General features: G+C 61.9%; 18 protein-coding genes. 10 read left to right on the forward strand and 8 right to left on the reverse strand.

What is annotated here, in order from left to right:
• The first annotated feature begins 139 nt into the window (after positions 1–139).
• The gene (locus tag ACFE72_RS14890; protein WP_375413878.1) at positions 140–982 is read left to right on the forward strand and encodes an SDR family NAD(P)-dependent oxidoreductase; all 843 of its coding nucleotides are present in this window, start codon (positions 140–142) and stop codon (positions 980–982) included.
• Between the two features lie 441 nt (positions 983–1,423).
• On the forward strand, positions 1,424–2,008 hold the full coding sequence (locus tag ACFE72_RS14895) for a hypothetical protein (RefSeq protein ID WP_375413879.1): 585 nt from the start codon (positions 1,424–1,426) through the stop codon (positions 2,006–2,008).
• A gap of 90 nt (positions 2,009–2,098) precedes the next feature.
• Here the strand turns inward: ACFE72_RS14895 and ACFE72_RS14900 are convergent, their stop codons facing one another.
• Positions 2,099–2,338, reverse strand: a complete 240-nt coding sequence (locus tag ACFE72_RS14900; RefSeq protein ID WP_375413880.1) for a DUF6719 family protein — start codon at positions 2,336–2,338, stop codon at positions 2,099–2,101.
• An 8-nt stretch (positions 2,339–2,346) separates the two neighbouring features.
• Entirely contained in the window at positions 2,347–2,499 is a 153-nt protein-coding gene (locus ACFE72_RS14905) for a hypothetical protein (protein ID WP_375413881.1), read from the reverse strand.
• Between the two features lie 234 nt (positions 2,500–2,733).
• Between ACFE72_RS14905 and ACFE72_RS14910 the strand changes: the two genes are divergently transcribed.
• The 3 genes from ACFE72_RS14910 (at position 2,734) to ACFE72_RS14920 (ending at position 5,402) form a co-directional block, all read left to right on the forward strand.
• Complete coding sequence (locus ACFE72_RS14910; RefSeq protein ID WP_375413882.1) at positions 2,734–4,014, forward strand: ArgE/DapE family deacylase; 1,281 nt, start codon at positions 2,734–2,736, stop codon at positions 4,012–4,014.
• A gap of 225 nt (positions 4,015–4,239) precedes the next feature.
• The gene (locus ACFE72_RS14915; protein ID WP_375413883.1) at positions 4,240–4,638 is read left to right on the forward strand and encodes a PaaI family thioesterase; all 399 of its coding nucleotides are present in this window, start codon (positions 4,240–4,242) and stop codon (positions 4,636–4,638) included.
• 149 nt (positions 4,639–4,787) lie between these two features.
• Complete coding sequence (locus ACFE72_RS14920) at positions 4,788–5,402, forward strand: GNAT family N-acetyltransferase (RefSeq protein WP_375413884.1); 615 nt, start codon at positions 4,788–4,790, stop codon at positions 5,400–5,402.
• 43 nt (positions 5,403–5,445) lie between these two features.
• On the opposite strand, the gene ACFE72_RS14925 is transcribed toward ACFE72_RS14920, so the two are convergent.
• From ACFE72_RS14925 to ACFE72_RS14935, 3 genes are all read right to left on the reverse strand, one after another.
• The gene (locus ACFE72_RS14925) at positions 5,446–5,751 is read right to left on the reverse strand and encodes a hypothetical protein (protein ID WP_375413885.1); all 306 of its coding nucleotides are present in this window, start codon (positions 5,749–5,751) and stop codon (positions 5,446–5,448) included.
• 93 nt (positions 5,752–5,844) lie between these two features.
• The gene (locus tag ACFE72_RS14930; protein ID WP_375413886.1) at positions 5,845–6,144 is read right to left on the reverse strand and encodes a putative quinol monooxygenase; all 300 of its coding nucleotides are present in this window, start codon (positions 6,142–6,144) and stop codon (positions 5,845–5,847) included.
• Positions 6,145–6,177: 33 nt separating this feature from the next.
• Positions 6,178–6,870 carry a DUF2161 domain-containing phosphodiesterase gene (locus tag ACFE72_RS14935; RefSeq protein WP_375413887.1) on the reverse strand — a complete coding sequence of 231 codons (693 nt, stop codon included), beginning with the start codon at positions 6,868–6,870 and terminating at the stop codon, positions 6,178–6,180.
• Between the two features lie 193 nt (positions 6,871–7,063).
• On the opposite strand from ACFE72_RS14935, the gene ACFE72_RS14940 reads away from it, so the two are divergent.
• The gene (locus ACFE72_RS14940; RefSeq protein ID WP_375413888.1) at positions 7,064–7,768 is read left to right on the forward strand and encodes a GrlR family regulatory protein; all 705 of its coding nucleotides are present in this window, start codon (positions 7,064–7,066) and stop codon (positions 7,766–7,768) included.
• Positions 7,769–7,861: 93 nt separating this feature from the next.
• Here ACFE72_RS14940 and fabG read toward each other — a convergent pair whose 3' ends face one another.
• Complete coding sequence (fabG, locus tag ACFE72_RS14945) at positions 7,862–8,545, reverse strand: 3-oxoacyl-ACP reductase FabG (protein ID WP_375413889.1); 684 nt, start codon at positions 8,543–8,545, stop codon at positions 7,862–7,864.
• Between the two features lie 210 nt (positions 8,546–8,755).
• On the opposite strand from fabG, the gene ACFE72_RS14950 reads away from it, so the two are divergent.
• From ACFE72_RS14950 to ACFE72_RS14965, 4 genes are all read left to right on the forward strand, one after another.
• Positions 8,756–9,454 carry an SGNH/GDSL hydrolase family protein gene (locus ACFE72_RS14950; protein ID WP_375413914.1) on the forward strand — a complete coding sequence of 233 codons (699 nt, stop codon included), beginning with the start codon at positions 8,756–8,758 and terminating at the stop codon, positions 9,452–9,454.
• A 111-nt stretch (positions 9,455–9,565) separates the two neighbouring features.
• On the forward strand, positions 9,566–9,766 hold the full coding sequence (locus tag ACFE72_RS14955; RefSeq protein WP_375413890.1) for a hypothetical protein: 201 nt from the start codon (positions 9,566–9,568) through the stop codon (positions 9,764–9,766).
• Positions 9,767–10,074: 308 nt separating this feature from the next.
• The gene (locus tag ACFE72_RS14960; protein WP_375413891.1) at positions 10,075–10,551 is read left to right on the forward strand and encodes a MaoC family dehydratase; all 477 of its coding nucleotides are present in this window, start codon (positions 10,075–10,077) and stop codon (positions 10,549–10,551) included.
• Between the two features lie 3 nt (positions 10,552–10,554).
• Positions 10,555–11,241 (forward strand): substrate-binding domain-containing protein, encoded by a 687-nt coding sequence (locus ACFE72_RS14965; protein ID WP_375413892.1) that lies wholly within the window; start codon positions 10,555–10,557, stop codon positions 11,239–11,241.
• A gap of 11 nt (positions 11,242–11,252) precedes the next feature.
• On the opposite strand, the gene ACFE72_RS14970 is transcribed toward ACFE72_RS14965, so the two are convergent.
• Together ACFE72_RS14970 and ACFE72_RS14975 are read right to left on the reverse strand one after the other, a co-directional pair.
• Positions 11,253–13,775: a serine hydrolase gene (locus ACFE72_RS14970; protein WP_375413893.1), complete on the reverse strand. Its 2,523-nt coding sequence runs from the start codon at positions 13,773–13,775 to the stop codon at positions 11,253–11,255.
• 149 nt (positions 13,776–13,924) lie between these two features.
• Complete coding sequence (locus ACFE72_RS14975; protein ID WP_375413894.1) at positions 13,925–15,553, reverse strand: cyclic peptide export ABC transporter; 1,629 nt, start codon at positions 15,551–15,553, stop codon at positions 13,925–13,927.
• Positions 15,554–15,561 lie beyond the last annotated feature (8 nt).

Here is a 15,561-nt window from a genome sequence, read left to right on the forward strand (position 1 = left end):
AATCCAAATCAGCTGAAACTTGGACTATACTTTCAATGAACCGGACAGCCGTGGCCTTGTGCCGGGCATCCACGTCTTACTGGTTTCAAGCGGGAAAGACGTGAATGGCCTGGACAGGCCCCGGACATGCAAGGTTGAAATGACCGATATCCGCCGCGACGACCGCCTCAAGGGCAAGGTTGCCGTCGTCACCGGAGCCGGCTCGCGCGCCGAAGGCATCGGCAACGGCCGCGCCACGGCCGTCATTCTGGCGCGGCATGGCGCGAAGGTCACGCTGGTCGACACCGTTGCGCAATGGGCGGAAGAGACCAAACGGCTGATCGAAGCCGAAGGCGGCAACTCCCAGATCGTCGAAGCCGACGTCAGCGATCCAGCTTCATGTCAGGCCATCGTCGCACGCACGGTCGACAATTGGGGCAGGCTCGACATCCTCGTCAACAATGTCGGCATCACCGGGCCGCGGGGCAATGCCGTCGAAGTCGATGCGGCAGCGTGGGACCAGGCCATGCGCATCAATGTCGCCTCGATGATGCTAATGGCGAAATACGCAATTCCCGAAATGATCAAAGGCGGCGGCGGCTCGATCGTCAATCTGACATCGGTAGCGGGGTTGCAGGGCGGACACCCGAGCCTGCTGTATCCAACGTCCAAGGGTGCCATCGTCAGCCTGACGCGCGCGATGGCGGCGCATCACGGCCGCGACGGCATCCGCGTCAATTGCATCGCACCTGGCACCGTTTATACACCCATGGTGGCTTCTCGCGGCATGACGCCGCAGATGCGCCAAGCCCGCAGCGAACGCACGCTGCTCGGAACCGAGGGCACGGGGTGGGATATTGCCTATGGCGCCCTGTATCTTGCCAGCGACGAGTCGCGCTGGGTCACCGGCATCACGCTGCCGATCGACGGCGGCGCCACCGCGGGCAGCCGTGGATCGCCGGTGCCGCCGAGCCAGCCGGCGAGCGTGACCCCGGCGCGGTGACCGCTTCCGTTCACGAGAAAACGGTCCATCCATCGGCACGGGACGCGCAATATACGACGACCAGCCGGGTACGGGTTGCAAAGCAATTGTGCCATTCCCATATCTTCGGGCGCTTGTTTGCACAGGGGAAGGCCAATGCTTATCGGAAAGACAGTTAAGGCAGCGCGGGTCACCGCTACGATCTTGTTGGCCAGCGCGAGCACCGTAGCCTTCCTCAGTTCGAATGGGGGGCGATCGCTGTATGTGCGCTACGTTGAACCGGTGCCCTCGCCGCGGGTTATTCAGGCTCCGGCCAGCCAAGTCTCTCAAGCGGACAAGAACGTAGTTGCTAGGCCCGCTTCAGAAGGGGCGACATCTGCGCGGGGTTCGACTGAGCCGCCGCCGGCAAGCAGGCCGTCATCCGAAACGACGGCAACCGCAACCAAGGAGGATTCGACCTCGATGGCGGTTGGGGCGGGAAATACCGGATCGACAACGACGGGGTCGACAACAACCGGTTCGGCAACGACCGGGTCCGCCTCGACTGTGGCTAGACCAGTTCGTAGCTACGAAAACGAGGCAGCCGAGCTTCGTCTCAAGGCGGTGATCAGCGACCTGCGTTTCGATGCACGGACTTCGATCGGTGAACTTAACGACTACGCGGCAAATTTGAGGGGGCAAGCGCGAAATGCGCTTCAGCGGGCGATCGATTTTATTGCTCGCACTCAGGATCGGACGGAGATTCTGTCAGATGTCGGACGCGACCTTATTGGTCAAAGAGACAATGCGCTTCGGACGAACAAAGACGACAAAGCTGCAAGGTCCGGAAGTGCGGCTGCCTCGGAGAGTCTTACCACGGGCCAAGTGAATTCGAAGGAGAACTCGTCGTTCGATCTCGGAACGATGGTGGCGGTACTCGGATTTGCAATCACGGCCATGGTCGCTTGGTTCGGGGACAATCTAGGTGAGCGCAAGTTCGGCCGGAAGCCCGGTTCCAAACCTGCGTTAGTGCAGACTGAACCGCCGACAGGCACCGCCGCCGGATAGCCGCTCTCTTCATGAGCTCAAGGTTGGGCCGCAGGAGCGTGCGGCTCAACGTCGCGCTGCTGCGCCAGCCCGGTCCGTTATTGAGGCCTTCTATTTCTTGGTGCCCAGCCGCGGCACGCATTTTCGCGCCCGTGCAATCCCGGTCGCGGTCATTTTGACGCCAGTGACTTCCTTGATCTGCCCGGCGGGGCATGATCCGTCGTCGACCAAGATGCGTTGCCCTAACCGCACGTCGGTAATGTCCTGTTCGCGCGCGACTTGCTGCGTCATACCGGGGGCGGTGAATCCGACCAACAGAAGCGCGGAAAAAACCGCGCGCCAGACTTTCATGCGGCCTGTCATTTGTTCTGGATCTTCAGTCCGTCAGGACCGACATTGATCTGAACGCCTTTCGGCTCCTTCCTGGCCTCATAGAGATTGTAACCGAGCACGCCCACGACCACGATTAGCGCGCCGACGACGAGAAACATGAGATTGCGGTTGCCGGGCATCGGATTTCCTTGCTGCGTTTGTCATTGCAAGGAGCGAAGCGACGAGGTGGTCCAGTTTTCTCATAGCTCTCGACGCTTCCCGGAACCCATCTTCGGGCGGCGCTTTGCGCCGATCCGTTGGCTCGCAATGACGATCCATTGTATGGACGCGCTTGCGATTCTCCTAGCGATCAAAAACGTCGGCAAATCCTGATAAATATGGTTTGATCGGACCTCAACGGGAGCAGCGACACCATGGGTTCCGACGATACCGAACGCAAAATCCTGGATGCCGTGGATGCCGGCTTCGACGCGCAACTGGCAACTACCAAGGATTTTGTGGCGATTCCATCGACCCGCGGTGCGGAAGGCCCGTGCCAGGACATGATCGGAGATCTGCTGCGCCAGCGTGGTTACGAAGTGGACGACTGGCACATCGATGTCGACGACCTCAGCGACATGCGCGGCTTCGGCCCGATCGAGCATGATTTTTCCAAGGCGCGCACGGTGGTCGGGACTTACCGGCCTTCGAGCAATAGCGGTAAATCGCTGATCCTGCAGGGGCACTGCGATGTGGTGCCGGCCGGTCCGCTCGGAATGTGGGAGACGCCGCCGTTTGCGCCGGTGATCAGGGCCGGAAAAATGTATGGCCGCGGCGCCTGCGACATGAAATCCGGCACCATCGGCGCGCTTTACGCGCTCGATGCGATCAAGGCGGCCGGGCTGAAGCCGACCGCGCGAATTCATTTCCAGTCCGTGATCGAGGAGGAGAGCACCGGGGTGGGGGCGCTGTCCACATTGCAGCGCGGCTACCGCGCCGATTGCTGCTTCATTCCGGAGCCGACGTCGGGTCACATGGTGCGCTCGCAGGTCGGCGTGATCTGGTTTCGCCTGAAAGTGCGCGGCCATCCCGTGCACGTGTTCGAGGCCGGCGCCGGCTCCAATGCGATCACGGCAGCCTATCATCTCATTCAGACGCTGGAAAAGCTGGAGGCGGAATGGAACGAGCGCGCCAAGGGCGATCGGCACTTCAAGGCAGTAACGCACCCGATCAATTTCAATCCCGGCATCATCAAGGGCGGCGACTGGGCCTCCAGCGTGCCGGCATGGTGCGACGTGGATTGCCGCATCGCGATTCTGCCGGGCTGGTCGGTCAAGGATTGCCAGGCCGAAATTCTAAGCTGTGTCTCCGCGGCAGCGCGCGACCATCGCTTCCTTTCCAACAATCCGCCGCAGGTGGAGTGGTCCGGGTTCCTGTCGGAAGGATATGAGCTGAAGGAATCCGCCGCACCGGAAGCCGCATTCGGCAAGGCCTACGATGCGGTCTACGGCGGGGCTGCGCCCGATCTGGCGTTCACCGCGTTGACCGACACGCGCTTTTACGGGCTGAACTACAATATTCCGAGCCTGTGCTTCGGCGCCAGCGGGGCCGCGATGCATGGTTTCAATGAATATGTCGACCTGGAATCGCTGCGCAAATCCACCAAGGCGACCGCGCTGTTCATCGCGGAATGGTGCGGCGTTGAAAAGGCATAGGTCTCGCAGGATGGGTTGAGCAAAGCGAAAACTCATCACACCATCGGCCGCGAGCTCCCGCGTCGTCGTGGCCGGACCGGCTTAGTTCGCGCTTGGTCATGGCCGGGCTCGTCCCGGCCATCCACGCCTTTCTCTGCTCAACCCCGCCAGGACCCAGGAATGACGGTTTCAAGATGGATACGCGGGTCGAGCCCGCGTATGACGAGGTGGGGAGGCCGATCGATCATGACGCCGCTTGAAAAAATCAACGCGATGAAGATGCCTTTTGCCGAATTGAAGGGCGTGACCTTCACCCAAGCCGAACAGGACCGGGTGGTGGCGCGGATGCTGGTGCGGCCCGATCTCTGTACGCTCGGCCATACCATTCATGGCGGCGCGCTGATGGCCTTTGCGGATTCGGTCGGGGCGGCGGCCACCATCATCAATCTGGCGGACGACGCCAAGGGAACCGCGACCATCGAGAGCAAGACCAATTTCGTCAGTGGGGCGAAGGAAGGAACAACGGTGATCGCGACTGCGACGCCGGTGCATCGCGGCCGACGTACCCAGGTGTGGCAGACGCGGCTGGAAACCGAAGGCGGGAAGCTGATAGCCCTCGTCACTCAAACCCAGATTGTGCTCTGAGCGGAACATTTTGGAACAATATTATTGAGTGCACAACGCTTTCTGCCATTATTTCAAGTTGTTAAGGTCTTGTAATTATGGTGCGACGCACAATATTAGTGCTCTAGGGATTCGACGCCTCCTCGAGGGCTTCACGAGGAGAAAAGATCATGGCTGCACTTCCTGCGAACGGCACCATCCGAACCCTCACCGCGCGCGAGATGCCGTTGTTGCGCGAGCACCTTCTCAGACTGGATTCCGCCAGCCGGCGTGATCGCTTCAATGGCGCCGCCGACGAGCGGTTCATCGAATCCTACGCGGCGCGCTGTCTTGCCGACGGAACGGTAGTGATAGCGTATGTCGAGGACGACAAGGTCCTTGGTGCCGCCGAACTGCATCAGCCGGATTCGTCGGACGGCGGCATGCCCGAGATTGCCTTCAGCGTCGAGCGTTCGGTCCGCCGCAAGGGCGTCGGTACCATTCTGTTCCGGAGGCTGATCGCGGAAGCGGAAGGGCGCGGCTATCGTAGCCTGCGGATCACCACTGGCTACAGCAATGGCGCGATGCGGGCGCTCGCCAACAAGTTTGGCGCGCATTTGACATTCCGCCAAGGGGAATCGACCGGGAGTATTGATCTTAAACAGCAAAAACAGCCCGAGCTCGGCAAACCTTCATCGGCGGTGTCCAAGGCGGTACGTGCCAGTGTGAGCTTCAACCGTGCCTGGTGGAAATTGTTGTGGGGAATGTCCGGTTGGGGTCGGGCAGCCCAGCCAAGGGCAGAATAACACAGGCACACCAAGCTGTTCGTGTGCCGGAGCCGCCTGAGCGTCAGGTGCCGGTGCGCTTGTCGTTGCCGAATTTCCTGACAATGCGGCGCTCGACCACTATGGAGCGCTGCGCGCCTTGTTCACCGGCGATGACACGCGTTGTCGAGCGGCCCGCGGTGACGCGGCCGGCCTTCTTTACCACGGCCTGCACCTCGGCGATTGGCAACCCCATCAGTGCGGCGGCGATCTCGGCCTGCGCTTCCTGATCGTCGGTGATGCCAATCGCGGCGAAGACGGCTTCCTCGAGCGTCGGCGGGTCGCGGCGCACGCGCCGGGGCCCGTATTTGGTGTTCCAGTCTTCGCTCATTGTGCGCCTCGCATGTCCCACCTACCTAATGACGCCAATGTTGCAACGCAATATAGGATTAAAGAAGGCAATGCTGCTATGCAAGGCGCCGAGCTAAAGTTTCTCAAGCTTTGTTGCGTCATAAAGTTCAATCGTGGCTGCCGTTGCGGCCAACGCCTGCAACGCGCGGACGAAATCGCGCGAGGCGGGCACCGCGAAATGCGCCAGCAGTGCGGCTCGGTCGGTCCATTGCTCGATGAACACCAGCCGCAGTGCGTTCTCGCAATCGATATGTACGGCATGGGAGATGCAGCCCGGTTCGCCGCGCGAGCGATGCACGTGTTCGAGGCTTAACCTGCGTACTTCGTCGAACGTATCCTGCCGGGCCACCACGCTGCCCGTCACCACGATCATGTTGCCCTTCCTCACGTCTCAAATTGCTCAAGGTCAGCAAGTCGGCACGAGTTGGCCTGCATCCGCGATTGGCATCAACTGCTGCGGCCACCGTTTCAACGCGGCACGTCCGGCGTCGGTCAGCGCGTAAACGCCGCGCTCGGCGCGGTCGAACCAGCCATAATGATTATGACGCAGGATTTTCGGTGCGTCCGGGATGTCGGGGCGCAACTCGCGCACCTTACGCGGGCCGAGTGCCAGCGCCGCCGCGCAGGACAGCGCTTGCTGGCGGTATGCGGTCATGATCGGCGATCGTGTGCTGCCGCCGGCGGTCGGATCGCCCTTGCGCCGGTTATGCTCGGCGACCAGCCGCGAGCGTTTGTTGGGATTGCGGCGCGGGGCCATGGTGGCCGGTCGGACGATAACTTCGACCTGGTCGCCGGCGGTGACAGCCAACATGCCGAAACCGAGCCGACGGCACAGATTGCGGTAGCGCGGGTCGCTCTCGCGGCCCCGGCCGCGTGCCGACATCCTGGCCGCGAGCCAGACCTCGTCACAGGCGCCGGCGCGGTCGACGGCCTGCAGGATCAGTTCGAGATTGAAGGTGAGTTTCAACTCGCCGATCACCACGACCGGGGAATCGCCCCCGCTCAGCGCCACCAGATCGCAGCCGCCGACCTCGCCCTTGACCGTGAAGCCGAGGTTTTCGAGGAAACGTTTGACGGGCAGATATAGCGCGGTTTCCAAGGGGCAGGCTCCGGGGCTGCGGCAGCGGCGACTCAAGCCCGCAGTCTACCCGAATCTCCGTAAAGGATTTGCCCAAACCGGCCGGGAGCGGTTACGATGGGCCCGGGACAAGATGAATCATGGCATTTGAATAAACCCGCGGATCGGGGATCCGCGGGTTGCGACGCATTTCATCGATGCCGGAGCGACTGCGGTGCTGCAGGGGCTGTACAAGGTCGAATTTAATACGGTGCACGGTTCGCGCTGCGGTGTGATCTATGCCTATGACGGCAAGATGCTCGGGGGAAATTCCGCCTTCGCATTCATCGGACGCTACGATGAGTCCGGCGAGGAGATCAGGGCGGAAGTATCGACCGTGCGCCACCATGAGGATCCGAACTATCAGCCGCTGTTCAAGACCGACAAGATCACGCTGAAATTGCGCGGATGGCGGGAGGACGATCATTTTTATTTTGAGGGGGGCAGCACGCAAATGCCCGGCATCCCTTTCAAATCCCTGATGACCCCGATCAGCGACGAGGCCGCGCCCCCGGTTACTCCCACCCAAGCGCGCGGCATCGGCAACGGGCTCTATTCCATTCACATCCAGATGCTCGACGGCGTCGACGGCGGCAACACCGGGGTGATGGTGCTGCGCGACGGGTTGATACGCGGCGGCGATGGTTTTTTCGATTACATCGGCTCCTACACCTGCGCGAACGGCAAATGGAAGGGTGAGATCGTCAATCACGAGCACACTCCGAGCAAGGGCGAGCGGCCGGTATTCGGCGGGCATGAAGTGGGCATCGGCTTTTCCGGCACCTACTCCAGTTCAGGCGCGGAAGCCGAAGCCACTGCGCTCGCCGGCAAGCGCAGCATTCGTTTCAAGGCGGTGTTGAAGAAACTCGCCGAAGGATGATTGCGCTGTCACCCGGCATCTGGTTGTCGCGGGCGCGGCGAAAAGCATGGTGTCGAGAGTACGGATCATAGGCTTTCGCCGACCAGGGCAAGCCTACACCCGCCCGGCGACCGGCAGCAATGCGCCGGTGATGGCGCTGGCGGCGTCGCTGGCGAAAAACAGGATCACCTTGGCCAGTTCGTCCCCGGTCACCCATTTGGTAAAATCCGCGTTCGGCATGCCGGCGCGATTGGCGGGCGTATCGATGGTCGATGGCAGCACCGCATTGACCGTGACCTTGCCTTTAAGTTCGGCGGCCAATGCTTCGGTCAGGCGGTGCACGCCGGCCTTGGACGCGGCGTAGGGACCCATGCCGGCGCCCGCCTGAAGCGCGCCCATCGCGCCGATATTGACAATCCGACCCGCGCCGGATGCGATGAGGTGCGGGACAGCCGCGCGTGAAGCGTTGAGCGCGGTAAGCACGTTGATCGCATACAGCCGCTCCCAGGTCTTCGGATCACCCTCGGCGATGGGTTCGAATGAAAAGCCCCCGGCAATATTGATGAGCACGTGGAGCCTGCCGAAATGCGCCACTACCGCGTCGACGGCCTGCCTGGCTTGCGCCGGGTTGGACAGATCGATGCCGCCCTGCCGAAACCGGCCTGGGCCGTCGGTGCCCTGGGACCGCGGCGCAAAGTCTACCGCACCGACCTGCGCTCCTTCGGCAATCGCCATGTCGACGACCGCGACCCCGAGGGCGCCGAAGGCGCCGGTTACGAGCATGACTTTTCCGCGCATGGAAAATCTCCGGTGATCTTGTCGGGCTTTGTAGCCCGGATGCAGCCGGGTGCAATCCGGGATTGCCCGGCTCGTCCGATTTGTTGGCTCGATTTTGGGGTCAAGCCGGTCGATCGCGGGAATTTCATTTGCAATATTCTGACGCTTTGGCTTCCAGATCCGCCGGCAACCGGCGATGGTCTTGGTTAATGGACTATTCACATGCTTGATATGTCACGGCCCTGTATTCCCCATCCCCAGCTTGTCCGGTTCAAGTATCCTCTTCCGCATTTGGCCCGAGCGCTCAAATCGCAGCGGAAGATAAGGATCGTGGCGATAGGTTCGTCATCGACCGCTGGCGAAGGAGACATTGTGCCTTACCCAAGCCGGTTGCAGATGGCCTTGCGTAAAACGTTTTCCGACCGGATGATTGATGTTCTCAACAGGGGAATTGGCGGCCAGGAAGCGCCGTCCGAGCTTTCGCGCTTTGAAAGCGATGTCCGCGCCGAGGCGCCGACATTGGTGATCTGGCAGGTCGGAACCAACGCGGTGTTTCGCAAGGAAGAATTCGATCTCGGCGGCGTGAGTGCTTCGATCGCGACGGGGCTTGGTTGGCTCAGGGATCTTGCGGCGGATGTGGTGCTGATGGACCTGCAATACGCGCCAGCCATCGTCGGCCCCGACAGGATCAAGTTTTCCGAAGAAATGGTTTTGCGGATCGCGGACGTGGCGGACAAGGCGAACGTTGACGTATTTCGTCGCTTCGCACTGATGAAGCGATGGACCGTGGACGACGGCGTCCCGCTCCAGGATATGATCGATCCGACCGACCCGGAGAATCTTCACCAGAGCGAATGGAGCACCATGTGCGTGACGCAGGCGCTTGCCCAAGCGATCGCGGAAGCGGTGCCGTCGCCGATGATGGCGTGAGAACGCCGAGGCTGCCCGAACCGTTAAAATTTGCCGGAGTTTTGTAAGTGGATTTCAGAAATACCCCGCTACAACTGTCATGCCCAACAGAAGAAGGCCGGGGAAAAAGTCATGATGAAATCGCTTGCCGATCACGGTCTGCCGCTGGTTCAGCTCAAAGAACAGCGGAGGGATCTCGTGGTGGCTCTGCAGAAGCGCAACGGTCCGATCAACGGCTGGGAATTGATGCAGATCGCCGCGGTTCAGCAGGCGATTTCCGCATTCGAGGACGTCATCGCCGATCTCGACGCGGAAATGGAAGCTGCAGCGTAAGTTGCTTCCGTCGTCTCCGCGCAGGCGCAGACCCGGATCGGCGGGTTTGCGCCGGATCAAGTCCGGCCATGACAAACCGGGCTTTCCATGCGCTATATTCTGCCGAAACGGCTGGGACGGAGCATGAAGCGGGGCAAGGCCACACTCAGTCCCGGCGCGGCGATAGCGGCTGCGCGCGTAACAATCGATCGGCGCCGGCGACGGCGGAGACCTTCCGGACCTACGTCGGTGCCGACGGCTCGGCGTGCAGCGAACCGCGATGGCCGCAGCTGTTGCTTTGTCGCCGTCCTGGGGGCCTGAGGTTGCAAATGACCGAGATGTTCGATCCGGCCCAGCACCGGCGTTTTGAAACCCGCTGGTTCGGCGATTTCAAAATCGGCGAACGCTTCGTCCTTCCCAGCCGGACCATGACGGACGCGCTGTTCGCCGCATTTCAGGGCGCAAGCGGGGACAACCATCCCGTTCACTATGACGTCGAATATTGCCGGCGACGCGGGATGCCGCACATGCTCGCGCACGGCTATCAGGTCCTGATCCAGACCGCGGCGGGAGCGGGGGACTTTCCATACATGGTGGAAGACAGCCTGATCGGCTTTCTCGATCAGTCATCGCGGTTTCTCAAGCCCGTCTATAGCGGCGACACGCTATATCCGGCACTCGAGATCGCCGAACTCGCGCCCAATCGTACGACCGGGGTTGTCGCGATCCACAGCACCGTTCATAACCAGAGATCGGACCTGGTGATGGAAGGCACGCAACGCTATCTCCTGCGCAGGAGACCGTAATCGATGGAAAATGTCGTCCGGGTACTCTCGACATTGGCTTTGAAGGGCGCCATTGCCGCGCTGGCCGAACGATATGAGGCGGTGACGGCAACGCGTATCGAAGCTGATTACGCGCCGACGCTGGCGCTGCTGGATCGTCTCAAGGGCGGCGAGGGCGCCGATCTCGTCATCCTGACCCGCGAGGGGCTCGAAGGCCTTGCGAAAGACGGCACCGTTGTGCCGGAGAGTTGCGTAGACCTGGCGCGGTCCTATGTCGGCGTGGCCGTAAAGGCCGGCGCGCCACACCCCGATATCGCCACATCCGCCGCCCTGCGCGCCACGCTGCTCGGCGCCCGGTCGGTAGCCTATTCGCGCCTCGGGGCAAGCGGCATCTTCTTCGCGCAGCTCATCGAGCGGATGGGCATCGCCTCCGATGTTAACGCCGCGGCCACCATCATTCCGCAAGGTTTGACCGCCGAACGGCTTCTCAGCGGCGAAGCCGACCTCGCCGTGCAGCAGATCAGCGAATTGAAGCAGGTCGCAGGCGTTGAAGTCGTCGGACCGATACCGCTGGATATGCAAAGCGCGGCGGTGTTTTCCGCCGGACGGCTGGCGGGGTCGCCGCGGGCGGTTCAATCCGACGCGCTGCTCCGGTTTTTGACTTCGGCGCAAGCAGCATCGGCGTTGCGTCAATCCGGCCTAGAGCCGTAACCGCGCTTGCGCTATGGGGCAGGGCCGAATTTGAGGTTGCCTTGCTGCGAGACCGTCGTGCCGTTGATTGTGAGCTTGCCCTCGATCCGGCCGTTGCCCTCGATCACCGTCGAAGCCCCGGTGATTTTCACGTCGCCCTTCGCCGTGCCGTCTAGCCGCAGGCGCGTGCCCCGGCCGCGCAGGATGATGTCTCCGATCACTGTGCCGGTCTGGCCGATGGTGAGCGTATTGCCGGATCCCCGTTCGTCCACCGCGACGACGTCCTTGGTGTAGGCCGATTGAAATTCTTTTGGGATGGCTCCAATCAGGGTGCCGTCGATCTTGACCGCATTGCCGCGGCCCTGCAACGCCAGCATCGAAGGCGGCGGCGGCGACAAGGACAAGCTCTCGGTTGGCGCCGCCGTCGTCAGATCCCGGGGAACCGGCAGTGGTCGCCGTATCGGCGGCAGACCTGGCGCGGCGGCCGACACGAACTGATTGGTTGGGGGGGTGAGCGGTACGTTGCGCAGGACAAAGGAATTCGATTGTCCGGGCGCAGCGGTCAATAATGCCGTCTGTGGCGCCAGCGCGCGCGACTCGGAGACATAAAGTCCACGGCCTCCCGGCGCGATTGACAGCGAATTCCCGGTCCCTGCCAGCACGATTGGACCGACCACGGCGCCCTGGGGGCCGATGGAAAGTGCATAGCCGCGCGCTTCCCGCCGCACCTGCACGGCCTTGGTTTTGATCCGCTGCGTTTGCACGATTCCGTCGACCGTGAGCTTGCCATTTCGGCCGGCGAGATCGATCGCCGTGGAGACATCCCTGTCGGTCGCGACCATCTGGGTCGAAGGGGTGCCGGGGAGCTGCTGGTCGGGATTCCACCAGACCACCGAACTGTTCACCTGACCGTCGACCGTCATTGTATTGCCGGTCCCGGTGTCGCGCAGCCCGGTGACATCACGTCCCGATGCCGCCACGCTTCCTTCGATCGAGACGGTATTCCTGGCGCCTTTCACGCTGATCGCGGCCGATTGATTGCCGACCAGCGCCAGGGCCGCGCTCGGCTCGATCTTGAGCGTTGCGGATCCGCCCAATGCGAGTGCGGATTGATGGTGTCCGTAGGACGCCAGCGTGGGGACCGGGGTGTTGGCGTTGTCACTGTGGAGACCATCGGCCGTCGGCACGTAGGTATCGTAGGATTTGCCCGAAGGCTGCAGGGTCAAAGCACGTGCAACTGCGAGTGACGACAGCCGAACGCTATCGCCCGTGCAGATCGCCTGATAGGGCGCCGGCTTTGCGTTGGAACCGCAATTACCCCTGGACTCGATGGCTCCCCAGACGTTGCGGTCGAGGATCCATACCAGGGCAGGGGCTGTGAACTGGTCGGTGAGCAGAAACGTGGCGACGTTGGCCGCATAATCAGTTTCGTTGTCGAGACGCCGGAATACGTCCGAGGTGTATCCGAAGATCGAACCCGCGTGGCCGAGCATCCTTTTGTTGTTGAGCATCGACTGCATGTAATAAATGCCGAGCCCATATTGTGCGGGTATATAGGCCACGCTGCCCGGGTTCGTTTCAGTGACGCGTTTGGCTTGCATCTCCAGCGACAGCAGACGGAATTCGTTGGTGGCCAACTGGCTCGACCAGATCAGTTCATCCTCCGCGGTAGAGATCATCGCCCCGGCGGTCCACGGCACCTGCGGCTTAACGTGCGTAAACTCTACGTATTCGTCAGCATCGGGATTGGCGAATGCCGACGCTCCCTCGATCGGTTGTTTCGCCACCGCGCGCGCATAGCCACCGCTGAAGGGCGGTTGAGGGAAATCCGCGTCGTCTGGGAACGTGGTGCCCTTCAGGCCGGGGACACGGCTAAGCACGCGGCGCTTCAGTTCGTCGATGTAGCAACTCGGCGGCGGAGCCTCGCCACAGCCGGCGATTTTCTCGGCGATCATTCCGAGCAGCACGAAGTTCGTATTGCTGTAGGCCATGGTGCCGAGGCCGGTGTTGGCCTGGCAATTGGCAGCAGCGACCAGTTCGGCCGGTGTCGCGGTCATCAGCCCGCGCTTTCTCACCCATTCGTCGAGCACCTGAGAGTTGTCGCTGGGCTTGGGACAGCCGCCGCCGTGCAACGCCGCCGCCGGACCGGTGAGGTAGTCAGGAACGCCGCTGGTCATATCGAGGAGCATGCGGATGGTGATCTCGCGGTCGTGATCCACATTCAGAGCCGGCAGCCACGCCTGCAATTTATCGTCGAGGCTGATCTTGCCCTCCTCGACCATCTGCAGGATTACCGTGCCGGTATAGGTCTTGGTCTGGCTGCCGATCCGCATCTGGTCGGTCGCGACCATTTTCTTGCTGCCGTCCTTGTCGGCTGATCCGGCGGCGCCCGACCATCGTTTGCCGTTCTTGAATGCGATGCTTGCAGTCACGCCGGTGGTTGGGCGTTGCGCCGCTTCGGCTTCCAGCGTGATCTGGGCGATCGGGGCGATGTCGCCTTCGCTCCAGGACCATGCCGGCCGCGGCGTGTTCAACAGCGCGGTGGCGGAGAGCATCAACGTGCCTGCGAGCACGCGTCGGGCTCGCTTACAGCTATGAAACGCGGTCATCGCACAGTTCCCCCTTGTCGCACCTTCAGGTTGTTTTCAACATCATGCGCGCGTGCCTGTCCAAGTCAACGTCCGGCTGCCGACGCCACCGTCTTTCAGCGGCCGGATGCGCCGGGCTGCTCGCGCGCCGAAGCGATCTTTCCTTCTTCCATATGCAAATGCAGGTCGGCGACGTCGAAATATTTGTCGTCATGCGTGACGGCGATGATCGTGATGCCGTCCGCTTTCAATCGCGGCAGCACTACGCGGTAGAATTTCTCCCGGAAATGCGGGTCCTGGTCGGCCGCCCACTCGTCGAAAAAGCAGATCGGCCGCTTTTCCAGAAGAGCGGCGATCAGCGCCAGCCGCTTGCGCTGCCCGCCCGAGAGCTGGGTGGTGCCGAACGCCCGTCCGTTCAGTTCGGTCTTGCGGTTCATTTCGAGCAGCTCGAACAGCTCGGCCGCCAGCGCCCGATCGATGGTTTCGATGCCGAACAGCTCGCCGAACAGGTGGTTGTCGGAAAACACCACCGAAAACAGGTTGCGGTAAGCGTTCACGTTCTGCGGTCCGACCGGCTCGTCGTCGAGATGCAACATGCCGCTGTGCGGAGGATACAGGCCGAGCAGCATCAGCATCAGCGTGGTCTTTCCCGAGCCGTTGCCGCCGGTGATGAACACCGTCGATCCGCGCCGAATCGTCAGGTCCACCGGACCGACCTTGAAGCCGGGTTCGCCGCTTGGCCCGGGATAGCTGAATTCCAGCGCTTCGGCCTTGATCTGCCGGAAATACAGGAACGGCGGCGGGTTCTCGACAACGCTGCGCTGCAGGCGCGCCATTCGCGTTTCAAGTTCCATGATGGCGTCCGCGGCTGCATTAGCGTTGCCGAAGATCGGGATGCTGCCGACCACGTTGGAAATCGGCCCGATCATGAACAGCGTGGCCGTCGTCGTCTTCACGACGACGTCGATATAAGTCGGACTCAAGGCGGGGACGACGAATACCATCATGCCGGTCAGCAGGAAAAAGGTGACCTGCGATATGACGAAATCGTTGGCGTGCAGCGTCTGCGTCCTGGTCTTGAGCTTCGCCACCTCCGCCGATATCGATTCGACGCGATCCGCGACCTCGCGCGCCCGCGCGGTGCTCATCTTCACTTCCTTGAAGCCGTCGAGCATGTCGATCAGACGTTCGACCAGTTCGTTCTCGCGCTCATAGGCGTTGCGCAACTGGCGTTTCACCTCGGTGTTCCGGAGTCGGTGAATGAATGCACCCAGCGCGGTGAATATCAGCGAGAGCACGAAAGCAAGTCCGGACAGCGTTGCGATATACAGCATGGTGCAGATCACCAGCACCGCCGACTGCATTGCAATGACGATGGACGGCGCGGCCTGGGCGAGCGTCTGCGTTTCGCGACTCAGGCAGGCGTAAATCTCCGAGCGGCCGATCTGCTCGATCTCGAGCAGTTCGGCGTGGCGCGCCCGCTCGATCAGGCGAACCCGCATGCGATGGATGACTTCCTCGACCCTGCGGCAGATATCGATCATCAGGTGCCGCTGCGAAACCGCAAAGATCGCGATTGCAAGCCCGAACAGCAACAGGAAGCGAAGATTGCCCTGGCGCGTGGCGACGTTCGATGCCGCTGTATTGATAATGGCCAGCACCGCCGCACTGGACAGGCCCGAAAGCGCCGCCAGCACGATGAACGGCACCGGCTTGATGCGCGCCTCGCGCTGAAGAAGCTGCACCAGCGCCG

The sequence above is a fragment of the uncultured Bradyrhizobium sp. genome, from assembly GCF_964252615.1.
In the GTDB taxonomy this organism is placed as follows: Bacteria; Pseudomonadota; Alphaproteobacteria; order Rhizobiales; family Xanthobacteraceae; genus Bradyrhizobium.

What these genes read in the sequence shown, in the direction of transcription:
- ACFE72_RS14890 (WP_375413878.1), top strand. Translation starts at nt 140, where the DNA reads ATGACCGATATCCGCCGCGACGACCGCCTCAAGGGCAAGGTTGCCGTC.
- ACFE72_RS14895 (WP_375413879.1), top strand. Translation starts at nt 1,424, where the DNA reads ATGGCGGTTGGGGCGGGAAATACCGGATCGACAACGACGGGGTCGACA.
- ACFE72_RS14900 (WP_375413880.1), bottom strand. Translation starts at nt 2,338, where the DNA reads ATGAAAGTCTGGCGCGCGGTTTTTTCCGCGCTTCTGTTGGTCGGATTC.
- ACFE72_RS14905 (WP_375413881.1), bottom strand. Translation starts at nt 2,499, where the DNA reads ATGCCCGGCAACCGCAATCTCATGTTTCTCGTCGTCGGCGCGCTAATC.
- ACFE72_RS14910 (WP_375413882.1), top strand. Translation starts at nt 2,734, where the DNA reads ATGGGTTCCGACGATACCGAACGCAAAATCCTGGATGCCGTGGATGCC.
- ACFE72_RS14915 (WP_375413883.1), top strand. Translation starts at nt 4,240, where the DNA reads ATGACGCCGCTTGAAAAAATCAACGCGATGAAGATGCCTTTTGCCGAA.
- ACFE72_RS14920 (WP_375413884.1), top strand. Translation starts at nt 4,788, where the DNA reads ATGGCTGCACTTCCTGCGAACGGCACCATCCGAACCCTCACCGCGCGC.
- ACFE72_RS14925 (WP_375413885.1), bottom strand. Translation starts at nt 5,751, where the DNA reads ATGAGCGAAGACTGGAACACCAAATACGGGCCCCGGCGCGTGCGCCGC.
- ACFE72_RS14930 (WP_375413886.1), bottom strand. Translation starts at nt 6,144, where the DNA reads ATGATCGTGGTGACGGGCAGCGTGGTGGCCCGGCAGGATACGTTCGAC.
- fabG (WP_375413889.1), bottom strand. Translation starts at nt 8,545, where the DNA reads ATGCGCGGAAAAGTCATGCTCGTAACCGGCGCCTTCGGCGCCCTCGGG.
- ACFE72_RS14950 (WP_375413914.1), top strand. Translation starts at nt 8,756, where the DNA reads ATGTCACGGCCCTGTATTCCCCATCCCCAGCTTGTCCGGTTCAAGTAT.
- ACFE72_RS14955 (WP_375413890.1), top strand. Translation starts at nt 9,566, where the DNA reads ATGATGAAATCGCTTGCCGATCACGGTCTGCCGCTGGTTCAGCTCAAA.
- ACFE72_RS14960 (WP_375413891.1), top strand. Translation starts at nt 10,075, where the DNA reads ATGACCGAGATGTTCGATCCGGCCCAGCACCGGCGTTTTGAAACCCGC.
- ACFE72_RS14965 (WP_375413892.1), top strand. Translation starts at nt 10,555, where the DNA reads ATGGAAAATGTCGTCCGGGTACTCTCGACATTGGCTTTGAAGGGCGCC.
- ACFE72_RS14970 (WP_375413893.1), bottom strand. Translation starts at nt 13,775, where the DNA reads ATGCTCTCCGCCACCGCGCTGTTGAACACGCCGCGGCCGGCATGGTCC.